This is a genomic window from Streptomyces sp. 3330 (assembly GCF_031456635.1).
GTDB lineage: Bacteria > Actinomycetota > Actinomycetes > Streptomycetales > Streptomycetaceae > Streptomyces.
In genome coordinates, this window is record NZ_JAVDVA010000007.1 from 283,707 (window position 1) to 306,128 (window position 22,422).

Genomic DNA, 22,422 nt, shown 5'->3' on the forward strand with positions numbered 1-22,422 from the left:
GTTGCGGGTGGTGTCCGTTTCTCAGTGGCTCTTGGCAGGTGTGACGGAGCGTCGGCCGACGTCGGTCGTCCCGGGTTCCGGCCCGGTGGATCGACGCGGCGGACGGTTCCCGGTGGCGCCTATCCGTCGAGTGCGCGCAGATGGTCGCGCAGGCCGGCCCCGTACGCCGTGGGCGTCCCGTCGTAGCCGGAGATCAGGGACGGACCGGTGGAGCAGTCCCAGGTGTTCCAGGTCCAGCCCAGGTACGACAGGCCTCGGTCGTCGAACCACTTCATGACCTGGTCGACGAAGCCGTGCGAGCAGGTGTTCTCCCCGATCTCCCCTGCCACGAGCGGCACTTGGGCCGCGACGGGGGCGAGGGTGGAGTTCCAGCAGCTCTCGTTCGCGCAGGTGTTGAAGTTGTAGACGTGGTAAGCGGCGGCGAGATTGCCGGTCGGGTCGGTGGGTTTGTACGTCAGCCACTGGCTGAGGTCGTTGGAGTACGCCAGCCCGCCGGCCAGGATCACGTTCCTGGCGCCGGTCGCCCGTACGGCGTCGACGAGATCCTGCATACCGGCGACCTCGTATCCGATGCCGGGACAGGTGCCGCCGTCCCGCCAGCACTGCCACGCCTGGGTGGTCGTGGAGGTGGCGCGGTCCGGATAGGGCTCGTTGAACAGGTCGAACACGACGGCCTGGTCGTTCTTGAAGGTGTCGGCCACCGAGGTCCAGAACGACGGGGTGTACCGCATGTCGGGCATCGGCTTCTGGCAGACGGCGTGCACATCCGAGCAGCCGGCCGAGTTGCCCGTGTACTGCCCGTAGTTCCAGTGCAGTTCGACGACGGGCGTCATGCCGTGCGCCTCGACCCGGCCCACCAGGTCCTTGACGGCGTCGACGTAGGCGGCGCCGCCATAGGCGGGGTCGATGTTCGAAAGGCCCAGCCAGCACTCCTCATTGAGCGGGATGCGCACGGTGTCGACGTTCCAGTCGGCGATCGCCTCGACCGCGGCGTCGTCGACCGGCCCGTCCCAGATGCCGCGCCCCTGGACGCACATGAACTCACCGCCGGAGCGGTTCACGCCGAGCAGACGGCGGGGGTTCCCGTCGGCGTCCACGAGCTTGTTGCCGGAGACGTGCAGCGCGGGCGGCCCGTCACCGGTGCCCGGCGGATCCGTCGTGGGTGGCGTGGTGGGGGTGGGCGTAGGGGTCGGGTCAGTGGCGTCGTTGCAGGTCGTGCCGTTGAGCTGGAACGCCGTCGGAACGGCGTCGGTCTTCGAGGTGGAGGCGATGAAGCCCGCGCTGACACTCGCGCCGGTGCCCAGGGAGCCGTTCCAGCTCTCGTTCGCGGCGGTGACGGTCGTGCCGGACTGGGACCACTTGGCGCTCCAGCCCTGGGTGACCTTCTGGCCGTCCGCGAAGTCGAACGTGAGGCTCCAGGCGCTCAGGGCCGTCGCATTGTTGGTGATCTTGACGGCGCCCTGGAAGCCGGCGTCCCACTGACCGGTGACCGCGTACTCGACCGTGCACGCGGGCACGGCTCCCTGCGCCGTGACGACCGGCAGCAGGGCGCCCGCGACGAGCGCGACCGTGCCGGTGACGGCTAAAAGTACTGAACGCGGGGGGTGTCGCATGAGCGACTCCTTGCAGCTCAGGCGCGTCGTGAACAGACGCGTCGACTGATGGAACCGCTCCCACTGGTGCCTCGAAGCTAGCGCCAAGCGCCGGCAAAGAACAGAGGCGTCACTGACTTTGCCTCAACATCCGTCGTCGAATCTTTTCGACTCTTCGAGCACCTTGACCGTTCCGACCCCCATCCCCACTATGGGAGCGCTCCCACTGGTTCAAGGCTTGTTGCTCCTCCCCCACTTCTCCGAGCCGCAAGGAGGAACCAGCACCATGGATCCCTCACGCAGACGCCGCGGGGCGCGGCGCCTGTGGACCGCCGCTCTGGCGGCCCTCGCGCTCCCCCTCGCCATGCTGACCACGAGCACGACTCCCGCCCAGGCGGCCGCACTTCAGTGCAGCGTGGACTACAAGACCAACGACTGGGGCTCAGGGTTCACCGCGGACCTGACCCTCACCAACCGCGGCACCGACCCGATCAGCGGCTGGGCCCTGACGTACACGTACGCGGGCAACCAGAAGCTGACGAACGGATGGAACGGCAGCTGGTCGCAGTCCGGTCAGCAGATCACGGTGAACAACGCCTCGTACAACGGGACGATCGCGGCCGGCGCCGCGGTCGGCACGGGCGCGCAGTTCACCTACAGCGGGACGAACACCGCTCCCGCGAGCTTCGCGGTCAACGGCACCACCTGCGCCGGCGCGCACCAGCCGCCGGTCACCGTGCTGACCAGCCCGACCGCGGGCGCCGTCTACACGCAGGGGAACGCGGTGCCGCTCGCGGCGACCGCCGCGGCCGCCGACAACGCGGCCATCAGCAAGATCGAGTTCTATGACGACACGACCCTGCTGGGCACGGACACGAGCGCGCCGTACACGCTGTCCGCCTCCGGATTGTCCGTGGGCAGTCATTCACTGGTCGCCAAGGCCTACGACAGCCTGGGCGCCTCGGCGTCCTCGACCCCGGTCGGCATCACCGTCGCCTCGGGACCGGCCGTGGTCGCCTCCGCCGGCCAACTCGCCGTGCAGCAGGGCAAGACGGGCACGTACACGCTGAAGCTGTCGACCCAGCCGTCGGCCGACGTGACCGTCACGACCGCCCGCACGGCCGGCAACACGGGGCTGACGGTGACGGGCGGCGCGAGTCTGACCTTCACGCCGTCGAACTGGGCCACCGCCCAGAACGTGACCATCACGGCCAACGCCTCCGGCACGGGCGCCGCGACCTTCGAGTCGACGGCCACCGGGCACGCGAAGGCCTCGGTCACGGCCACCGAGATCGCGGGCACCAAGGCGTACGACGCCCGCTTCCTCGACCTCTACGGCAAGATCACCAACCCGGCGAACGGCTACTTCTCCCCCGAGGGCATCCCGTACCACTCGGTCGAGACGCTGATCGTCGAGGCCCCCGACCAGGGGCACGAGACGACCTCCGAGGCCTACAGCTACCTTCTCTGGCTGCAGGCGATGTACGGGAAGATCACCGGCGACTGGACCAAGTTCAACGGCGCCTGGGACATCATGGAGAAGTACATGATCCCCACCCACGCCGACCAGCCGACCAACTCGTTCTACAACGCGTCCAAACCGGCGACCTACGCGCCCGAACTGGACACGCCGAACGAGTATCCGGCGAAGCTGGACACCGGGGTGTCGGTGGGAACGGATCCCCTGGCCGGTGAACTGAAGACCGCCTACGGCACGGACGACGTCTACGGTATGCACTGGCTTCAGGACGTCGACAACACCTACGGCTACGGCAACGCGCCCGGCAAGTGCGAGGCCGGCCCGACCGACACCGGCCCGTCGTACATCAACACCTTCCAACGCGGCGCGCAGGAGTCCGTGTGGGAGACGGTGCCGCAGCCGACCTGCGACGCCTTCAAGTACGGCGGCACGAACGGGTATCTGGACCTGTTCACCGGCGACGCCTCCTACGCCAAGCAGTGGAAGTTCACCAACGCCCCGGACGCCGACGCGCGGGCCGTGCAGGCCGCGTACTGGGCCGACATCTGGGCCGAGGCGCAGGGCAAGGGCAGCGACGTCTCCGCGACCGTCGGCAAGGCCGCGAAGATGGGCGACTACCTGCGCTACGCGATGTACGACAAGTACTTCAAGAAGATCGGCAACTGCGTCGGACCGACCGCCTGCGCGGCCGGCACCGGCAAGGACGCCTCGCACTACCTGCTGTCCTGGTACTACGCCTGGGGCGGCGCCACCGACACCAGCGCGGGCTGGGCCTGGCGCATCGGTTCCAGTCACACGCACGGCGGCTACCAGAACCCGCTGGCGGCCTACGCGCTGAGCAGCTACGCCGACCTGAAGCCCAAGTCGTCGACGGGACAGGCGGACTGGGCGAAGTCGTTGACCCGGCAGCTGGAGTTCTACCGCTGGCTGCAGTCCAGTGAGGGCGCCATCGCGGGCGGGGCGACGAACAGCTGGGCCGGCCGCTACGCGACTCCGCCGACCGGCACGTCGACCTTCTACGGCATGTACTACGACCAGCAGCCCGTCTACCACGACCCTCCGTCCAACCAGTGGTTCGGCTTCCAGGCCTGGTCCATGGAGCGGGTCGCCGAGTACTACCAGCAGACGGGGAACGCGAGCGCCAAGGCGGTCCTCGACAAGTGGGTCGACTGGGCGCTGTCCAAGACCACGATCAACCCGGACGGCAGCTTCCTGATCCCCTCCACGCTGCAGTGGTCGGGCCAGCCCGACACCTGGAACGCCTCGAGTCCCGGTGCCAACACGGGACTTCACGTCACCGTCGCCGACTACACCAACGACGTCGGCGTGGCCGCCGCGTACGCCAAGACCCTGACGTACTACGCCGCCAGGTCCGGTGACACGGAGGCGAAGACGACAGCGAAGGCGCTCCTGGACGGGATGTGGGCCAACAACCAGGACACGCTCGGCATCGCGGTCCCGGAGACCCGCGCCGACTACAACCGCTTCGACGACGGCGTGTACGTCCCGAGCACCTTCAGCGGCAAGATGCCGAACGGCGACACGATCAACTCCTCCTCGACCTTCGCCTCGCTGCGGTCCTTCTACAAGAACGACCCGGCCTGGTCGAAGATCGAGAGCTATCTCGCGGGCGGCGCCGCGCCCGTCTTCACGTACCACCGCTTCTGGGCCCAGGCGGACATCGCCCTGGCCATGGGTTCGTACGCGGAGCTTCTCGAATAGGCCCCCGCTGAGCGCTCCGCCGCTCGGGCGGTGCTCGTCTGCGGGCCGGATGTGCCCGGTCGCGCAGCACCCCGCGCCCTCGTCGCCCTCAGGGGCCCGGGGGCGCGGGGTGGCGCCGCCCGTCGGCGCGGTCGCTCGAGGTTCCGCGTGCGTGGCTCCGTCACCTGACGACGGGGCCCAGGCCGGGCGGCCCCCACCGCACAGGGGGCCGCCCGGCAGTCGCACGTCCCGTACCCCCCGCACACATGGCTTCGCGAGGAAGGACCTCCACCGTGCGAAGAACCCGCATCCTCATGGCCGTGTCGGCGCTCGCCGCCGGCCTGATCGCGGGCGGTCCGCCCGTACTGGCCGCGGACGGCAGCCCGCAGACGGCCCTCGCCGCAGAGTCGTACACCTGGAAGAACGCCCGGGTGGACGGCGGCGGCTTCGTGCCCGGCATCGTCTTCAACCGCAAGGAGAAGAACCTCGCCTACGCCCGCACCGACATCGGCGGCGCGTACCGCTGGCAGGAGTCGGGCAAGACCTGGACACCCCTGCTGGACTCGGTCGGCTGGGCGGACTGGGGTCACACGGGCGTGGTGAGTCTGGCCTCCGACTCGGTCGACCCGAACAAGGTGTACGCGGCGGTCGGCACGTACACCAACAGCTGGGATCCGGGCAACGGAGCCGTGCTGCGCTCCGCCGACCGGGGCGCCAGCTGGCAGAAGACGGATCTGCCCTACAAGCTGGGCGGCAACATGCCCGGCCGCGGCATGGGCGAGCGGCTCGCGGTCGACCCCAGCCGGAACAGCGTGCTGTACCTGGGCGCGCCGAGCGGCAGGGGCCTGTGGCGGTCGACGGACTCGGGGGTCACCTGGTCGCAGGTGACCAGCTTCCCCAACGTCGGCAACTACCAGCAGGATCCGACCGACACCAGCGGGTACGCCTCCGACAACCAGGGCATCGTCTGGGTCACCTTCGACGAGTCCACGGGGTCGGCGGGCGCCGCCACGAAAACGATCTACGTCGGCGTGGCGGACAAGGACAACGCGGTGTACCGGTCGACGGACGCGGGCGCGACCTGGACGCGCCTGGCCGGGCAGCCGACGGGATACCTGGCGCACAAGGGTGTACTGGATACCGTCAACGGCTTTCTGTACATCGCCTACAGCGACAAGGGCGGGCCGTACGACGGAGGCAAGGGCCGGCTGTGGAGATACGCGACGGCGACCGGGACCTGGACCGACGTCAGTCCGGTGGCGGAGGCCGACACGTACTACGGCTTCAGCGGGCTGACGATCGACCGGCAGAAGCCCGGCACCGTGATGGCCACCGCCTACAGTTCCTGGTGGCCCGACACCCAGATCTTCCGCTCGACGGACAGCGGGGGCACCTGGACGAAGGCCTGGGACTACACGTCGTATCCCAACCGCGCGAACCGGTACACGATGGACGTCTCGTCGTCGCCGTGGCTGACCTGGGGCGCCAACCCGTCGCCGCCGGAGCAGTCTCCCAAACTCGGCTGGATGACCGAGGCGTTGGAGATCGACCCGTTCAACTCCAGTCGCATGATGTACGGCACGGGGGCGACGCTCTACGGCACGGAGAACCTGGCCGACTGGGACAGCGGGGGCCAGTTCACCATCAAGCCGATGGTGCAGGGGCTGGAGGAGACGGCGGTCCTGGACATCGCGTCTCCGCCGTCCGGTGCTCCGCTGCTCAGTGCGCTGGGCGACATCGGCGGTTTCCGTCACACGGACCTGACGAAGGTGCCGTCGATGATGTTCACCTCCCCGAACTTCACGTCGACGACGAGCCTGGACTACGCCGAGACGAACCCGAACACCGTGGTGCGCGTCGGCAACCTGGACTCGGGCCCGCACGTGGCGTTCTCGACGGACAACGGCGCCAACTGGTTCGCGGGGACCGACCCTTCGGGGGTCAGCGGGGGCGGCACGGTCGCGGCCGCCGCGGACGGCAGTCGCTTCGTCTGGAGTCCGGCGGGCGCCGGTGTGCAGTACACCACCGGTTTCGGCACCTCGTGGCAGGCGTCGAGCGGGATCCCGGCGGGCGCGGTCGTCGAGTCCGACCGGGTCGACCCGAAGATCTTCTACGGGTTCAAGTCGGGCAGGTTCTACGTGAGTTCGGACGGCGGGGCGACCTTCACCGGGTCCGCGGCGACCGGCCTGCCCGCCGGGGACAGCGTGCGGTTCAAGGCGCTGCCGGGCACGAAGGGCGATGTCTGGCTGGCGGGCGGAGCGAGCGACGGGGCGTACGGGCTGTGGCACTCCACGGATGCCGGGGCGACCTTCACCAAGCTGCCGGGTGTCGGGCAGGCCGACACGATCGGGTTCGGCAAGGCGGCGGCCGGGGCCTCGTACCAGACCCTGTACACCAGCGCCGAGATCGCCGGGGTGCGGGGCATCTTCCGCTCGACGGACAGGGGGGCGAGCTGGACCCGTGTCAACGACGATGCCCACCAGTGGGGTTGGACGGGCGCCGCGATCACGGGTGACCCGCGGGTGTACGGCCGCGTCTACGTCTCGACGAACGGCCGGGGTGTCGTCTACGGAGACACCTCCGACACGGGCGGCGGGGACGGGGGCACGGATCCCACCGACCCGACGGACCCCACGCCCACCGGGGCCTGCGCGGTGACGTACACCATCACCAACCAGTGGTCGGGGGGCTTCCAGGCGGACGTCAAGCTCACCAACACGGGCACGAGCGCCTGGTCCGGCTGGAACCTCAACTGGGCGTTCGCCAACGGCCAGACGGTCTCGCAACTGTGGAACGCCGACTACACGCAGTCGGGTGCGACGGTGACGGCGAAGAACGTCAGCTGGAACGCCGGCGTGGCGGCCGGTTCGTCCGTGAGCTTCGGCTTCACGGGCAGCTGGTCGGGGTCGAACGCGAAACCGGCGGCGTTCAAGCTGGGTGAGCAGAGCTGCACGGTGAGCTGACGACCGTGGGTGCGCGCCCCGGGGACCGGGACGCGCACCCCTCGCTCGCTCAGGGCGTGTAGACCGTCGGGCGGGGTGCCGTCGGCATGCCGTTGCCGAGGAAGTAGCTCGGGTGCGGCGGTTGGTTGTATGCGGTGTTCTGCCAGGCCAGGCCGGTGCGGTACATCGTGTCGTGGAGCAGGGTCGTGATGCGCGTGGTCGTCTCGTACGGCGTCGAGTAGATACGCAGCGCCGTGTTGTCACCGGTCGGCCAGATGACCTCCTCGCGCCAGTCGCCGAGGATGTCGCCGGACAGCGACGGGGTGGCCTTGGTGCCGTTGTTGGAGTGGACGCCCGAACCGGTCAGGAGACGGGTGTCCGCGGAGGTGCCGTACTTGTCGATGCGGGTGCCGTCGAGGAGCTCACGGACGGGGTCGGCGTCCCACCAGGAGAGGAAGTTGACGGAGGACGGCTCCCGGCCCTTCGTCGCGCCCGCCTCGTCCCGGATCGAGGTGTCGGAGGCCGACCAGACCTCGGCACCGTCGTTGCCCGCCCAGATGTCGCCGGCGACTCCGCGGCCGTTGTCGCAGCAGGCGGCCAGCTTCCAGTTCACCGTGCCGTTCGCCGGGTCGATGTACAGCTCGGCGGGCTGGCCGGTCGACTCCGAGACCTTGAAGTACTCGAGGCCCGCGTGCGAGGGGTCGAGGTCGCCGAGGTGCTGGGCGTCGCCGTGTCCGGTCTTCGTGGTCCACAGCCCGTTGCCGTTGTCGTCGACCGCCATCGCGCCGTAGACGATCTCGTCCTTGCCGTCGCCGTCGACGTCCCCGACGGAGAGGCTGTGCGAGCCCTGGCCGTCATAGCCCTTGCCGGTGTTGGTGGAGGAACTGCTGTCGAAGGTCCAGCGGCGGGTGAAGGCGCCGTTGCGCCAGTCCCAGGCGGCGATCACGGTACGCGTGTAGTAACCGCGTGCCATGATCAGCGAGGGGCGGGAACCGTCCAGGTAAGCGGTTCCCGCAAGGAAGCGGTCGACCCGGTTGCCGTACGAGTCGCCCCAGGACGAGACCGTGCCGCGGGCCGGGACGTAGTCGACGGAGCTCATCGCCTTGCCGGTCAGGCCGTTGAACATGGTCAGGTACTCGGGGCCGGACAGCACATAGCCGCTGGAGTTGCGGTAGTCGGCGGAGGAACTGCCGATGACCGCGCCCGTGCCGTCCACCGTGCCGTCGGCGGTCTTCATGGCGATCTCGGCCTTGCCGTCGCCGTCGTAGTCGTACACCTGGAACTGGGTGTAGTGGGCGCCGGAGCGGATGTTGCGGCCGAGGTCGACGCGCCACAGGCGGGTTCCGTCGAGCTTGACGCCGTCGACGACCGTGTTGCCGGTGTGGCCCGACTGGGAGTTGTCCTTCGCGTTCGTCGGCTGCCACTTCAGGACGATGTCCAGGGCGCCGTCGCCGTCGAGGTCGCCGACGGAGGCGTCGTTGGCCTCGTAGGTGTAGGCGACGCCGTCGGGGGTCGTGCCGCCGGCCGGCGGGGTGATGGGGACGTCCTTGTAGCCGGTGCGGAACTGGATCGCGTGGACGGAGTCGGCCTGTTCGACGCCGTTCACGATCGCGCGGACGGTGTAGTCGGCCTGCGCCGGGGCGCCGGAGTGGAAGAAGTTCGTGGAGCCGGTGACCGGGGACGCGTTGACCTTGGTGCCGGCCCGGTAGACGTTGAAGGAGACGCTGTCGGGGTCGGTGCCGAGCCAGCGCCAGCTGACCAGGTTGCCGCTGTCGGTGTGCACGCTGACGACGCCCCGGTCGAGGGCCTCGACCTGGCGGGCAGTGGCGGCCTCGGCCGTGCCGGCGCCGAGCGTGGTCAGTCCGGCGCCGACCAGGGCCGCGGTGGCGGTCAGCGCGGAGAGGACGACCCTTCGTCCGCGGTGCCTGCGGGAAGAGGGTTCCGGGTGCGGATGAGGCTCCCGCTGCGGACGGGTGTGCGGGTGCGGGTGATGCACGAGACGTACCTCCCGGGAGGGACGGACGGGTTCCGTCTCTCAGTCGCCGCCGCGGACGGGCGAGTTGCCGTACAGAGCGGCCAGTTCTCGCACCGTCCGGGCGATCCGCTCGCGCAGCCGCGGCGGGTGGAACACCTCGATGTCCGCGCCCAGCCGCAGGAACGCGGAGTGGGCGTGCTCGACGGACTCGATGGGGACCCGGACCGTGGTCCAGCCGTCGGCCCCCGCGGGTCCGTCGAGTGGCACCGCGCGGGCGAGGGTCACCCCCGGGGCCAGCCGCACCACGGCCTCCGCGCCGTCCTGGTACAGCCGCTCGTGGAAGCCCCGCTGGTACGCCGTCCAGTGGGCGGCCAGGTCGAAGCCGGCCGGCCGGGCGAACACCTCCTCGGAGACGGTGAGTTCGAGGAACTGGTCGACGCGGAAGGTGCGCGGGCCCGGACCGGCGACGACGTACCAGCGTCCCGCCTTCAGCACCAGGCCGTAGGGCTCCAGGCGGCGCTCGACGTCGGTGGGCGCACGCCATCGACGGTAGACGGTATGCAGGATCCTGTTGTTCCACACCGCGTCGGCGATCGCCGCCAGATACGGCGTCTCGTCCGCCCCCGCGTCCGTGTACCAGCCGGGCGCGTCCAGATGGAAGCGGCCGCTGATCCGGTCCGCGTGCGCCCGCAGTTCCGGCGGCAGCGCGGCGCGGACCTTCAGCTGGGCGGCCGCCAGGACCGGACCGAGGCCCAGCTGGGCGGCGGGGCCGGGAACGCCGGCGAGGAAGAGGGCCTCCACCTCGTCGGCGGTCAGTCCCGTCAGGCGGGTGCGGTAACCGTCGAGCAAGCGGTATCCGCCGGCATGACCGGCGTCGCCGTACAGCGGGACACCCGCCGCGCCCAGCGCCTCCACGTCCCGGTAGACGGTGCGCACCGACACCTCCAGCTCCCCGGCGAGCTGGGCGGCGGTCATCCGGCCGCGGGTCTGGAGCAGCAGCAGGATCGAGACGAGTCGGCTGGACTTCACTGACACAGGATGTCAGTGAAGCGGGCCTAGCGTCCTGCCCATGACCTCGGCTTCCCGCGATCTCCGTCCCCTCAGCGCCTCCCCGCCTCCCGCACCGCCTCCCTCGCCGCCGCCCCTCCCGTCTCCCTCTCCCCCTCCCTCCCCGGCCCCCGCGGTCCCCTTCGCGGAGAAACTGCTCACGGTGCCACCACCGATCGAGGTGGCGGGACGGTGGATCAAGCGCTACCACGTCACCTCCGACCCGGCGGGCATCGCGCCCGAGGTGGTGGAGGCGGCGTACGCGATCCTTCCCGAGCTGCTGCCGGCGCCGGACGGGACGCCGCCCGCCACCTTCGTCGTCCTGCACCGGGGCGGCGACGACGGCGCCTACCTCAACACCTACAGCTGGGTGTGGGACAACGTCCTGCACTTCCGGGGCGCGGCCGCGGGCCAGCCGGTGCTCGGCTGCCCGGACGCCGACCCGAGCCACTTCGTGCCGACCGACCGGCCCTGGATCGGCTGCGTCTGGGAACTGACGCCGATCCTCCACGAACGGGACGCCTGGGTACGGCACATGCTGGCCCGCCCCGCGTCCGGAGTACCGGACCTCGACGCCTACGTGACCGATTCCCTGACCGGGGGAACGACAGGAGACCGCTCATGAGCAGCCCGCACGACTTCGACTTCCTGCACGGCGCGTGGGAGGTCCGCCAGCGCCGTCGCACCGATTCCCTCGACCCCGGCAGCGCGTGGGAGGAGTTCCCGTCCACGGCGCACTGCCGGCCGCTGTTCGACGGGGCCGCGAACATCGACGAGATCGACATGCCGCACCTCGGGGCGAAGGGGCTGACGCTGAGGCTCTTCGACCGGGAGAGCGGCCAATGGTCGCTGAACTGGTCGTCCAGCCGCAGCGGCAGGCTGTTCCCCCCGGTGATCGGCGGCTTCGGCGACGCCGACGGGCGGCCCGGCGGCCGTCGCGACCGCGGTGAGTTCTACGGCGACGACACGCACGACGGCAAGGAGGTGCGGGCCCGGTTCGTGTGGTCCGGGGTGTGCGACACCTCCGCCCGCTGGGAGCAGGCCTTCTCGCTGGACGGCGGGGAGACCTGGCTGACCAACTGGGTCATGGACTTCACCCGTCCGGGAACGAACCGGGAACCGGTTTCCGAAACGCCCTGAGCGTGAACGCGGGGTCCGGGCGGGGCCGGTCCTGGTCGGGCAGGGCGGCGAGGCGGGTGGCGAACTCGTCGGCCAGGGGGTGACCGGGCGGCAGGGTGACGAACCAGCCGCGGCGCAGGTCCGTGATGGCACGGCGCGGGCTGCGGCCCTGCCCCCGCCCCGCGAAACGGGCCCGCCCGGCCGGGACCAGCCCGGCTTCGACGGCGTACGACGCGACCAGCGCCGCGGTGTCGGAAGCCGGCCGTTGCGGGCGCGAGGACAGCACGACATCGATGTCGCTGCCCACGTTGTGGGAGGCGCCCTTGTCGACGGTGGTGATGTACACCCCGCCGGGCCGCAGCACCCGGGCGCACTCCGCGACGATCCGTCGCGCGTCCGTCGCGTCCTCGACCAGGTGCAGCAGCCACACGCTGGTGACGACATCGAACTCTCCGTCCCGGAAGGGGAGTTCGCGGCCGTCGGCGAGGACGACCGCGCCGGGCAGCCGGGCGGCGGCGTGGCCGACCATGGCCGGCGCCCGGTCCAGGCCGGTCACCCGCAGGCCGGGGCGCCCGGCCGCGAGGCGCCGGGTGACGATGCCCGTGCCGCAGGCCACGTCCAACAGGCTGCGCGCCGGGGCCGGTACGAGACCCAGGACGCCCTCGGCGGCGGCCGCCGCCCTGGGCTCGCCGCCGCGCCAGGCGTCGTAACGTTCGGCTTCCTCGTCGTAGTCCAGCACCCGCGCTCCCCGTTCCCGTGACCGCCGCACCCTGCTCGTAGAGTCCCCCCACGGCTGCCCGGACAGTCCCGCTCCACCCACACGGTCCGCACCGCCCTGTCCGCACCGCCCGGCCAGCGGGACGCCGAGGGTCGGCACGGCGGGGGCCGCCGGAGGCGGTACGGGCAAAGGCGGGGCGGGTCAGCGCGCGCCGTGCGCGGGGGCGACGGCCTCCACCCGGCGGGCGAGCTCGACGTCGAGTTCGGTGACCGCGCCGCCCGCGCTGTGGGTGTTCACCGCGAGGGACACCGAGTGGTAGCCGAGGGTGAGCTCGGAGTGGTGATCGAGTTCGTCCTGGATCCGGGCGACATGGACGACCAGGCAGGCCGCCGCGACATGGGAGTCGAGCCGGTAGGAGCGGGTGAGGCGGTCGCCGTCCAGGGACCAGCCCGGCAGCTCGGACAGCCGGTCCTCGATCTCCTGCTGCGACAGCGGTGCGACGGCCATGGCACGGCTCCCTTCCTGATGTCGCGTACCTGTCCAGCCTGCCACAGGAAGGCCGCCGCGGCCCTGGCCGGCAGGCCGGCCTCGGGCCCGGCCGACCAGGCACTCGGCCGCCGGGTCGTCCGCCGGCGCGGCGCTCCCGGCCGGTCCCGGTGGCCGTGGGTCGTCCGGGCGCAGCGGGCGGCCGTCCCCGAGGCGACGTCGGCGCGGGAGCGGGCCAGACCGCACGGCGCCGAGCGCATCACCGTGCCGCGGCCCTCGGAGCCGGGGTTGACCGGCCCGGGCGCGCCGCTCGGCTCGGCCCGCGGGGCGGGGACGTGGTCCCGGGCGAGCCCCGAGAGGCAGGCGTCGCCGGCGGCGCGGCGGGCGTACAGCCGGCGCTCGGCGAGGGGACCGCCCTCGACCCCGTGGGCCGGCTCCGTCCGCCGCCGGGTCCCGAGCCGGCGTCGGCAGGCCTGGCGCACCCGGGCGGTCTGCGCCCGGACGACGCGCTGGGGCCGGGCCCTCCTGGCCGCCCGCCGTGCGGGGGCCCTCTACGGTGAACAGGGTCGTCCGGGTGTCGTCGCTGACCCGGCCGACCAGCTCCTTCGCCATCGGGGCGGGCGGGTCAGACGCCTCGGTCCGTGGGCCGCGCGGATCCGGTCGAGGGAGGACCACTCGACCGCGTGTCCGAGGGCGTCGCCGAGCGCCCCGCTCGGAAGACAGTCCCGCACCCGGGCGGCGCGGCACACCGCCGTCGGCGCCAGGAAGACGTCCTCCGGTCGTTCATCCGCGCCTTCCTCAACTACGGTCGTGCGTATGACCATTGTCCCGCCCGGTACGAACGCCGCCACCGCCGGTCAGGGCGTCGGCCCGCTGCTGCGGGGCTGGCGCGAGCGGCGGCGGCTGAGCCAGCTGGAGCTGGCCCTGCGCGCCGACTCCTCGGCCCGGCACATCAGCTTCGTCGAGACGGGCCGGGCCCGGCCCAGCGAGGAGATGGTGCTGCGGCTCGCCGAGCACCTCGACGTGCCGGTGCGTGAGCGCAACGCGCTGCTCCTGGCGGCCGGTTACGCCCCGCACTACTCGCAGACCCCGCTGGACGACCCGGCGCTGGACGCGCTGCGCGCGGGCCTGGAGCGGCTGCTCCGGGGCTACGAGCCGTACCCGGCGCTGGTGATGGACGCGCGGTACGACGTGGTGGCGGCCAACCGCGGGATCACGATGCTGCTGGAGGGCGTTCCGGAGTCGCTGCTCGCGCCGCCGCTCAACGCGATGCGCCTCACCCTGCACCCGCGGGGTCTCGCCCCACGCATCCGCAACCTGCGCGAGTGGCGCGGCCACCTGCTCGCGCAGATGGAGCGGCAGATCGCCCTGCACCGCTCGGCGCCGCTGCGGGAGCTGTACGAGGAGGTCGCCGCGTACCCGGTGGCCGCGCCGGCGGAGGGGCCGGCGGACGAGACGGAGGAACCCGTACAGCACTTCGCGCTGCCGATGCGGATCGAGCACGGGGGGCGGGTGCTCTCCTTCATCTCGTCGGTCTCCACCTTCAACACGCCGATGGACGTGACGGTCGCGGAGCTGGCCGTCGAGACCTTCCTCCCGGCGGACCCCGCGACGGTCAAGTACCTGCACTCGCTCATCGGCTGACGCCGACCCGGTCGGGCGTCCAGATGAATGTTCGACTCCGTTCCCGTGAGAGTGACGCCGGAACGTGACACACTGGCCCGCGTGTCTCGACGCGTAGGGGAGACGTGGGGTGAGTGAGCGACGGCCCGCACCCACGGTGGGCCAGGTGGTGCTGGGCAGGCGGCTCCAGGAGTTGCGTGAGGCGGCCGGCCTCGGCCGCGAGGAGGCGGCCCGCGCCCTGCGCGTGGCCCCGGCGACCGTGCGGCGCATGGAGACGGCCGACGTCGCGCTGAAGGTCCCCTACGTACAGGTGCTGCTGGAGGCGTACGGCGTCGGCGACGAGGAGGCCGAGGCGTTCGTCTCGCTCACCGAGGAGGCGAACCGGCCCGGCTGGTGGCAGCGCTACCACGACGTGCTGCCGGAGTGGTTCAGCCTGTACGTGAGCCTGGAGGGCGCGGCCCGGCTGATCCGCTCCTACGAGCCGCACTTCGTGCCCGGACTGCTCCAGACGGAGGCATACGCGCGCGCCGTCCTGGAGGCCGGGACCGTCGGCCAGACGACGCCCGAGTCGATCGAGCGGCATGTGTCGCTGCGCCTCGCGCGTCAGCGGCTGCTGGACGGCGGCGACCCGCCCCATCTGTGGGTGGTGATGGACGAGACGGTGCTGCGCCGTCCGGTGAGCGTGGACGCCGCCGTGATGTCCGAACAGCTGGACAGGCTGATGGAGTTCGCCGAGCGGGACCGGGTCACCCTGCAGGTCTCCGAGTTCGCGGCCGGCCCGCATCCGGGGACCTCCGCGCCGTTCTCCCTGTTCCGCTTCGCCGAGCCCGAACTGCCCGACATGGTCGTCACGGAGTACCTGACCGGCGCTCTGTACCTCGACGACCGCAAGGAGGTCTCCGCGCACCTGGAGGTCCTCGACCACATGACGACGCACGCGGCGTCCGCGCAGCACACCAAGAAGATCCTGCGGGACGCCCGCGAGAACCTCTGAGCACGTCCCGCCACCCGGTCTCCCGGCCCGCTCCGACCCCGGCCCCTCCCGACTCCGGCTCCTCCCGCCCCTTGTTCCTGCCCCGCCCCTCCCCCGCCCCTTCACCACCGACTCTCCTGGAGGCGTCACCCGTATGACCGGACCCGAGGCCGAGCAGACACCCGTCCGCATCGACACCAGCCGGCCGCACCCGGCCCGCGTCTACGACTGGTGGCTGGGCGGCAAGGACAACTACCCCGTGGACGAGGAGCTGGCCCGCAGGATCCTCGCCGTGGACGGCACGGTGCTGCGCGGGGCGCGGGCCAACCGCCGGTTCATGCAGCGGGCCGTCCGCACGGCCGCCGAGGCCGGGATACGCCAGTTCCTCGACATCGGCACCGGCATCCCCACCCAGCCCAACCTGCACCAGGTGGCGCAGGGCGTGGCCCCGGAGTCCAAGGTCGTGTACGCGGACAACGACCCGATCGTGCTGCGGCACGCGGAGGCACTGCTGCACGGTTCGGCGGAGGGCTCCACCCGGTACGCGCACGCCGACGTCCGCGACGTCGACACCCTGCTGCACCGGGCCGCCGACACCCTGGACCTCACACGGCCGGTGGCGCTGTCGCTGGTGGCGCTCACCCACTACCTCAGCGACGATCCGGCGGGTGACGACGTGCACGGCCTGCTGAAGAGGTACGTCGCCGCGCTCGCGCCGGGCAGCTGGCTGATCCTCTCCCAGGTGACCCCCGACCTGAACCCCGCGGCCATCGAGCAGGCCGCGGAGAACTTCCGGCGCAGCGGAACCCCTTTCTACCCGCGTTCCCTGGCCGGGTTCACCCGCTTCTTCGAGGGGCTGGAGCTGCTCGGGCCGGGCGTGATCCCGGTCTCCGGCTGGCGTCCGGAGCCGGAGGACGTGGCGGTCCAGGCGGAGGGCATCGTGCCGGTGTACGCGGGGGTCGCCCGCAAGCCGTGAACCGGTTCCCAGCGTGCCCCGGGCCCGTTCGGAGGCCGGGTGAAGGCCACGGTCCGCACCACCGGCGCCGCAGCCCCCTCCGGTAGCATCGGTGACCGGGAGTCGACGAGGCGTCACGGGCGGGCGCTGCGGGGGAAGCCGGCATGGTCAAGAGGTACGTGGTCGCGCCGCACGGGGGCCGTGGCACCCACCCCGACATCGGGTCCGCGCTGCGCGCCGCGACCGCGCGGGGCCGGGCCGCCCGGGTGGAGATCGCTCCCGGCCACTACGAGGAACGGCTCTCCGTCCGGGGCGAGATCGAGCTGGCGGCGCTCGGTGACGCGGGCTCCGTGGTGGTGAGCGTCCCCCGGGGCACGGTCCTCGACGTCTCGGGGACGGCCGTGGTCCGCGGCCTGGTGCTGGTCGGCCGGGAGACCGGCGCCGGCGTGGTCGACTGCCACGCGGGATCCCTCACCCTGGACCGGGTGACGGTCCGGGCGCACGACGGGGTCTGCGCGCACGCCCGGCCGGGCACGTCCCTGACGCTGACGGACAGCGAGTTCCGCTACGGCCGGACCCTCTTCGCGGGGGCGGCCGGGCTGGTCGAGCGGTGCCGGTTCACCGACGCCGCCGACAACGCGGTCGCGGTCATCGAGAACGCCCAAGTGCTGATCCGGGACAGCCGCTTCGACGGCAGCGCGATCCACGGCGTGCGCGTCAGTGACGCCCGGGCCCACCTGGTCGGCTGCGAGGTCACCGGGGCCGGGCAGGCGGCCGTCATGGCGGACACCCGGGCGGAACTGACCGTCGAGGGGTGCGTGGTCGCCGCCACGCACATGGCGGGCGTCGCCTTCATCGAGCAGTCCCGGGGTTCCGTGCACGGCACCCGCGTCACCGACGCCGAGAACGGGATCCTGGTGGCGAGCGGCGCCGACCCGGTGGTGCGCGCCTGTGTGTTCGCCGACTGCCGTGACACCGGCATCCACGTCCAGGACACGGGCCGCGGCACGTTCGAGGAGTGCGAGATCACCGGCGCGGGGAACGTCGCGGTGCTGTCGACCCGGGGCGGCGCCCCGCGGGTGACCGGCTGCCGCGTCGCCGGGGGCAATGTCGGCATCGCCGTCACCGACAAGGCCAGAGGTCACTTCATCCGCGTCGACGTGCGCGACCTGACCGGGGTCGCGCTGCGGGTCTGGGACGAGAGCAAGGCCGTGTTCGCGCAGGTCCGCGTGGAGCGCTGTCCGTTCGGCCTGGAGACGCGGGGCAACGGCGGTACGACGGCCGAGCTCACCGACGCGCGGATCGTCGACTTCGACATGGCCGCCGTGGCCGCCGTCGGTCAGTCCCGGGTGACCCTGAGAGGCGTGTCCGCGGAGCGCGGGCTGCTGGGGTTCGGCGCCGCCGAGGAGGCACAGCTGCACGTGCACGGCAGCGAGGTCTCGGCCGTGAGCACCGGAGGGGCCCTGGCCTTCGGCACGTCTCGGTTCGTCGCGCGCGATCTCACGGTCACGGGCGCGGAGTCGTACGGCCTGTGCGGCACGGGCTCCGCGTACCTGGACGTCGCCGACAGCCGTTTCGAGGACTGTGCGGCCACGGGGGTGCGCTGCGACGACGCCTGCGGCGGCCGGCTCGCGGACTGCTCCGTGACCGGGGCGACGGGGGTGGCGGTGCAGCACAACGGCCGCGTCGGACTGGTCGGACTCCGCACGTCGCTGCCGGTCAGGGAGATCACGGAACCGCCCGCGCCGCCGACGATCGTCAACCACTACCACGGCCCGGTCTTCGTCGAGGCGGTGCACAGCGCCCAGTTGGCGTGGAACAACACCCACGTCATCCAGCAGCAGGCCGCCCGGAACGACGGGAACGGCCGGAACGAGCACGACGACCGGAGCGACCGGAACAACCAGAGCGATCAGGACGGAGTGGGCCGATGAACGACCCGCAGCAGGTGCACCACTACGACGGTCCGGTGTTCAACGGGGGTGTGTCGAACTCCCAGTTCGCCTGGAACAACGAGACGGCCACCCAGAACCAGCAGCTCAACAGCACGGTCGCCCCGGGACACGAGGCGCTCGCGACGCTGGTGACCGAGCTGCTCCGGCAGCTGCCCGCGGCCGGGCTCGGCGACCGGGAGCGCGAGGACGCCGAGAGCGCCGCCCAGGACGTCCTCGCCGAGATCAGCGGCCCGGAGTCGCCCGAACCGGGCAGGCTCCGCCGCTCGGTCACGATGCTCAAGGGAGCCCTGGCGCCCGTCGCGACCGGCCTCGCCGCCGGGACGGCGGTCGGGGCGCAGGAGTGGGCGCAGTCCGCGATCAGGGGACTGACCGGACTCGTCTGAGCCGAGGCGGCCCGCCCGGCGCGGGCCGGGCGCGTGACGGGCGCGGGGCCTGGTACGGCTCCCGCGCCCGGACCGACAGGCGGCGGACTCAGGCGAGCTTGGCCGACAGGGTGATGGTCGTACCGGTGAGCGCCTGGCTGACCGGGCAGTTCTTCTTGGCGTCCTCGGCGGCTGCGGCGAACGCGTCCTCGTCGAGGCCGGGGACGGTGCCCTCCACCGTCAGGTGGATGCCGGTGATGCCCTCGCCCGGCTGGAAGGTGACGTCGGCGGAGGTGACGAGCTTGGTGGGCGGGGTGCCGGCGCCGGCCAGGCCGTGCGACAGCGCCATGGAGAAGCAGCTGGAGTGGGCGGCGGCGATCAGCTCCTCCGGGCTGGTCCTGCCGTTCGCCTGCTCGGCGCGCGAAGGCCACGACACCGGCTGCTGACCGATGCCGGAGGAGTCGAAGGTCACGACCCCGTTGCCCTCGAGCAGGTTGCCTTCCCAGACCGTGTGTGCGGAGCGCGTGGTAGCCACGGTTCTTCCTTTCGCATGAGGTTTCGCAGGGGGTTCCCGTTGCACGGGTTTCCGTGCCCCATCCGATCACACTCCGCGTCAGCGCACCCGGAACACCGGCCCCCGCGCGGTGAACGGCAGCCGGCCGCCCTGCGGGATCAGGTACGCGTGCTCGCGCCGTACCCGCAGCACGTCGCACCAGCCGTCGGTGATGACGAGCACCGGCGCGCCCGGCGGAAAGTCGTCGGCGCGCTCCAGCAGGTCGATGCCGGGCTGGAGGACCGTGCCGCCGCGGCCGTGCACCCGGACCCGGCCGGCGATCTCGGTGACCGGCAGATAGCCCGCGTCGTGCGGGGCCGCGTCGCAGAACACGACCCGGGCCGCCGGGACGTCACGGGCCGCGGCGTAGGAGGCGATGGCGCCGAGCGCCTTGCCGAGCAGGGTGCGGTCCATGGAGCCGGAGGTGTCCAGGACGACGCCGAAGGTGCAGCGGGCGACCTCCTCGGGCGGGAACCAGCGGCCGGCGCGCGGGATGTCGGGCGTGGACGCCTGCCGGCGCGCGGGGCGGGCGTAGGTCCGCACCGGCTCGGGGCGCGGCACGAACTCGTCGAACCAGCGCGCCAGTCGGGCGTCCCAGGGCAGCGGCGGGTGGCTGAGCGCCCGGATCTCCTCCACCAGCCCGCCGGGCAGGAAGCCGCGTTCCTGCCGCTGGTGCAGGTCGAGGCCCTGGGCGAGGCCGCGGCGGTAGAAGCCGTCGAGGTCGACGTGGTCGCAGGGCGGGCCGAGCGGGGCGCCGAGGATGTCGCCGACGCCCTTGCCGCGCAGGGTGGCCAGGCGTCGCATCCGGCGCAGGTCCACCGTGATGCGGTCGTAGACCTCCTCGGCGGACAGTCCCGCCAGCTCCGGGTCGTGGAGCAGCCCTTCGGGCATGGTGCCGACCTGCATCTCGCGCAGCCAGCCGTTGACGACGTAGTCGCAGGCGACGTTGAACAGATAGGGGTCACGGGTGCCGCAGCGGTCGCCGTGGCGCAGGGCGGCGTGCAGCATCTCGTGGGCGAGGACGAACCGCCACTCCTCGTCCTCGTAGCGGCGCAGCGGGTTGATGTAGATCTCGCCCGCCTCGGCGTTCACGGCGGCGATCGAGATGCCGTGCGCGCGGGCGAGTTCGGCGTCGGCGACGAGCTCGATGCCGGCCGCGAGGCCGCCGAGCAGCGGGTAGGACGAGACGAACCAGCTCAGCGCCCGTTCCCAGGGACGCGACGGGGTCACCTCGCCGTGCAGCGACGTGCGGCGGCCGCCCGCCATGTCCATCGCGGCGGACACGGTCCGGGTCAGGGCGGTGGCGAAGGCCAGCGGCCAGTCCGGCATCCGGCGCCCGGACCAGGTCCACCGCACGAGCACCTGGTCGGCGGCCGCCCCCGCGGTGCCGCAGTGCTCGTAGGCGGCCGGCAGGCCGGTGCGCCGCCAGCGGGCTGCCAGCTGCTCCTCGTCGCCGCCCGGGTACGACAGCGGCAGTCCGTCGGGCGCGCTGCCCACCGGAAAGGTCAGCAGGAAACGGTTGACGACCGTGCAGCGCGCGGCGAGGTCGTACCGGTCGGGCTGGTCCCGCTCGTGCGGGGACGCCGGGAGGTGTCCGAAGCCGAGGTGGAGGGCGGCGTGCGCGAGGGACCAGGCCCAGGCGGCGGGGTCGGCGAGCCTGGTGGGGTGGGCGTGCAGGGTGCCGTTGGAGTCGGCGCGCACGAGTCCGTCGCGGGGAGCCGTCGTGCACTCCTCGCGTCGGCAGACGTCGAAGTCGACGGCGGCCAGCGCCGGGTTGCCGCGCAGCGCGGCCCTGCCGGCCTCGAAGGCCTCCGCCGCGAGGTCCCGCTTCTTCTTCTCGCGGTCCTCCCGTCTCACCGGCGGGCCTCCACCAGGCGGGGCATGTCCCGGGCCGCCTCGACCAGGAACCAGGCGGGCAGTACGGGGTTGCCGTCGGCGTCGGAGGCGATGACCGTCCGGGCGACCTCGACCGAGATCTCGGCGAGCTGCACGAGCAGCGACTTGGCGCGGTACGCGGTCTGCCGGCCCTTCGGCGACATGTGCTCCCGGACGGCGGGGAGTTCCTTCACGAGCCGGCCGCGGAACGAGTCGGCGAGGTAGTAGAGCAGGTCGCGGTCCTCGACCCCGCGCGGCCAGGGAGCGTCGCCCTTGAGGACGGCCTCGATGCCGTACCGGCTGCGCACGATCTTGACGTAGCCGCGGAAGGCGGTGGCGTGCGCGGGCGTCAGCGTGCCGTGGGCCAGGACCGCGAGGGTGTCCTCGTCGAGATCGCGCCCGAAGGAGTGCAGCGCGTCGGAGAGCATGTGCCAGGAGCGGGGGGTGGAAAACGGTTCCTCGGTCTTCGGCGGCTTGGACCACAGGTGGTCCGGCCGGTCGGTGAGGTGGTCCAGCACCCAGGGGTGGATGTCGTTGCCCGCGGCCCACTTCAGCCAGTCCTTCGCGGACGCCTCGAGATGGACGTGCGTGAGGCGGTTGACGAGCGCGGACGCGACGGGCCGGGCGAGCGCGTTGTCCGTGGCCCGGTTCCCGGCGCCGATGACGATCGAGCCCTCGGGCAGCTCGTAGTCGCCGATCCGCCGGTCGAGGATGAGGGAGTAGAACGCCTTCTGGACGTCGGGCGTGGCCGCGTTCAGCTCGTCCAGGAACAGACAGTACGGCTCGTCACGGGCGATGGCCTGCGGCGGGCAGAACACCGAACGCCCGTCCCGGATCTGGGGGACGCCGATCAGGTCCTCGGGCGCGAGCTGGGTGCCGAGCAGGCTGACGCACTCCAGCCCCAGGGACTCGGCGAAGTCCCGCACCAGGGAGGACTTTCCGATGCCGGGGGCGCCCCAGAGGAACACCGGCCGCACGGTGGCGAGACCGAGGAGCAGTTCGGGGACGCGGGAGGGCGTGACGGAGACGGCAGCCTGCAAAGAAGGCTCCTCGGGAGCATGCGGGA

Annotated in this window: 17 protein-coding genes and 1 pseudogene; 9 read left to right on the forward strand and 9 right to left on the reverse strand. The window is 72.0% G+C overall.

The window, feature by feature from the left end; genetic code table 11:
- Positions 1-119: 119 nt before the first annotated feature.
- Positions 120-1,613, reverse strand: coding sequence for a cellulase family glycosylhydrolase (locus J2X68_RS14930; RefSeq protein WP_310432998.1), 1,494 nt, complete (start codon positions 1,611-1,613; stop codon positions 120-122).
- A 265-nt stretch (positions 1,614-1,878) separates the two neighbouring features.
- Between J2X68_RS14930 and J2X68_RS14935 the strand changes: the two genes are divergently transcribed.
- Together J2X68_RS14935 and J2X68_RS14940 are read left to right on the forward strand one after the other, a co-directional pair.
- Positions 1,879-4,794 carry a glycoside hydrolase family 48 protein gene (locus J2X68_RS14935; RefSeq protein WP_310432999.1) on the forward strand — a complete coding sequence of 972 codons (2,916 nt, stop codon included), beginning with the start codon at positions 1,879-1,881 and terminating at the stop codon, positions 4,792-4,794.
- A gap of 272 nt (positions 4,795-5,066) precedes the next feature.
- Positions 5,067-7,736 (forward strand): cellulose binding domain-containing protein, encoded by a 2,670-nt coding sequence (locus J2X68_RS14940; protein WP_310433000.1) that lies wholly within the window; start codon positions 5,067-5,069, stop codon positions 7,734-7,736.
- A gap of 49 nt (positions 7,737-7,785) precedes the next feature.
- Here J2X68_RS14940 and J2X68_RS14945 read toward each other — a convergent pair whose 3' ends face one another.
- Together J2X68_RS14945 and J2X68_RS14950 are read right to left on the reverse strand one after the other, a co-directional pair.
- Entirely contained in the window at positions 7,786-9,711 is a 1,926-nt protein-coding gene (locus tag J2X68_RS14945) for a rhamnogalacturonan lyase (protein WP_399039986.1), read from the reverse strand.
- A gap of 39 nt (positions 9,712-9,750) precedes the next feature.
- Positions 9,751-10,719 (reverse strand): YafY family protein, encoded by a 969-nt coding sequence (locus J2X68_RS14950; RefSeq protein WP_310433001.1) that lies wholly within the window; start codon positions 10,717-10,719, stop codon positions 9,751-9,753.
- A 181-nt stretch (positions 10,720-10,900) separates the two neighbouring features.
- Here J2X68_RS14950 and J2X68_RS14955 point away from each other — a divergent pair, with 181 nt between their 5' ends.
- Positions 10,901-11,362 (forward strand): hypothetical protein, encoded by a 462-nt coding sequence (locus J2X68_RS14955; protein WP_310433002.1) that lies wholly within the window; start codon positions 10,901-10,903, stop codon positions 11,360-11,362.
- Positions 11,359-11,877, forward strand: a complete 519-nt coding sequence (locus J2X68_RS14960) for a hypothetical protein (protein ID WP_310433003.1) — start codon at positions 11,359-11,361, stop codon at positions 11,875-11,877. Before J2X68_RS14955 ends, J2X68_RS14960 begins: the two co-directional genes overlap by 4 nt.
- Here the strand turns inward: J2X68_RS14960 and J2X68_RS14965 are convergent.
- The 3 genes and pseudogenes from J2X68_RS14965 to J2X68_RS40295 form a co-directional block, all read right to left on the reverse strand.
- Positions 11,831-12,595 (reverse strand): class I SAM-dependent methyltransferase, encoded by a 765-nt coding sequence (locus tag J2X68_RS14965; protein ID WP_310433004.1) that lies wholly within the window; start codon positions 12,593-12,595, stop codon positions 11,831-11,833. The genes J2X68_RS14960 and J2X68_RS14965 overlap by 47 nt on opposite strands.
- 180 nt (positions 12,596-12,775) lie before the next feature.
- Positions 12,776-13,081 (reverse strand): 4a-hydroxytetrahydrobiopterin dehydratase, encoded by a 306-nt coding sequence (locus tag J2X68_RS14970; protein WP_310433005.1) that lies wholly within the window; start codon positions 13,079-13,081, stop codon positions 12,776-12,778.
- A 206-nt stretch (positions 13,082-13,287) separates the two neighbouring features.
- Positions 13,288-13,542, reverse strand: a pseudogene (locus J2X68_RS40295) (ADP-ribosylglycohydrolase family protein); the annotation flags it as partial.
- Positions 13,543-13,876: 334 nt separating this feature from the next.
- Here J2X68_RS40295 and J2X68_RS14975 point away from each other — a divergent pair.
- From J2X68_RS14975 to J2X68_RS14995, 5 genes are all read left to right on the forward strand, one after another.
- Positions 13,877-14,704: a helix-turn-helix transcriptional regulator gene (locus J2X68_RS14975; RefSeq protein ID WP_310433006.1), complete on the forward strand. Its 828-nt coding sequence runs from the start codon at positions 13,877-13,879 to the stop codon at positions 14,702-14,704.
- 109 nt (positions 14,705-14,813) lie between these two features.
- Positions 14,814-15,677, forward strand: coding sequence for a helix-turn-helix transcriptional regulator (locus J2X68_RS14980; protein ID WP_310433007.1), 864 nt, complete (start codon positions 14,814-14,816; stop codon positions 15,675-15,677).
- Between the two features lie 133 nt (positions 15,678-15,810).
- Entirely contained in the window at positions 15,811-16,632 is an 822-nt protein-coding gene (locus J2X68_RS14985; protein WP_310433008.1) for an SAM-dependent methyltransferase, read from the forward strand.
- Positions 16,633-16,775: 143 nt separating this feature from the next.
- Positions 16,776-18,545 carry a right-handed parallel beta-helix repeat-containing protein gene (locus J2X68_RS14990; RefSeq protein WP_310433009.1) on the forward strand — a complete coding sequence of 590 codons (1,770 nt, stop codon included), beginning with the start codon at positions 16,776-16,778 and terminating at the stop codon, positions 18,543-18,545.
- Complete coding sequence (locus J2X68_RS14995) at positions 18,542-18,949, forward strand: hypothetical protein (protein WP_310433010.1); 408 nt, start codon at positions 18,542-18,544, stop codon at positions 18,947-18,949. The genes J2X68_RS14990 and J2X68_RS14995 overlap by 4 nt, the downstream gene beginning before the upstream one ends.
- An 88-nt stretch (positions 18,950-19,037) precedes the next feature.
- Here the strand turns inward: J2X68_RS14995 and J2X68_RS15000 are convergent, their stop codons facing one another.
- The 3 genes from J2X68_RS15000 to J2X68_RS15010 form a co-directional block, all read right to left on the reverse strand.
- Positions 19,038-19,463, reverse strand: a complete 426-nt coding sequence (locus J2X68_RS15000; RefSeq protein ID WP_310433011.1) for an OsmC family peroxiredoxin — start codon at positions 19,461-19,463, stop codon at positions 19,038-19,040.
- 78 nt (positions 19,464-19,541) lie between these two features.
- Entirely contained in the window at positions 19,542-21,338 is a 1,797-nt protein-coding gene (locus J2X68_RS15005; protein WP_310433012.1) for a DUF2201 family putative metallopeptidase, read from the reverse strand.
- Positions 21,335-22,396, reverse strand: a complete 1,062-nt coding sequence (locus J2X68_RS15010; protein WP_310433013.1) for a MoxR family ATPase — start codon at positions 22,394-22,396, stop codon at positions 21,335-21,337. The genes J2X68_RS15005 and J2X68_RS15010 overlap by 4 nt, the downstream gene beginning before the upstream one ends.
- Positions 22,397-22,422 lie beyond the last annotated feature (26 nt).

Coding starts and splice junctions, on each gene's coding strand:
- J2X68_RS14970 (WP_310433005.1), bottom strand. CDS start 13,081: ATGGCCGTCGCACCGCTGTCGCAGCAGGAGATCGAGGACCGGCTGTCC.
- J2X68_RS14985 (WP_310433008.1), top strand. CDS start 15,811: ATGACCGGACCCGAGGCCGAGCAGACACCCGTCCGCATCGACACCAGC.
- J2X68_RS14995 (WP_310433010.1), top strand. CDS start 18,542: ATGAACGACCCGCAGCAGGTGCACCACTACGACGGTCCGGTGTTCAAC.
- J2X68_RS14975 (WP_310433006.1), top strand. CDS start 13,877: ATGACCATTGTCCCGCCCGGTACGAACGCCGCCACCGCCGGTCAGGGC.
- J2X68_RS14960 (WP_310433003.1), top strand. CDS start 11,359: ATGAGCAGCCCGCACGACTTCGACTTCCTGCACGGCGCGTGGGAGGTC.
- J2X68_RS14990 (WP_310433009.1), top strand. CDS start 16,776: ATGGTCAAGAGGTACGTGGTCGCGCCGCACGGGGGCCGTGGCACCCAC.
- J2X68_RS14930 (WP_310432998.1), bottom strand. CDS start 1,613: ATGCGACACCCCCCGCGTTCAGTACTTTTAGCCGTCACCGGCACGGTC.
- J2X68_RS14935 (WP_310432999.1), top strand. CDS start 1,879: ATGGATCCCTCACGCAGACGCCGCGGGGCGCGGCGCCTGTGGACCGCC.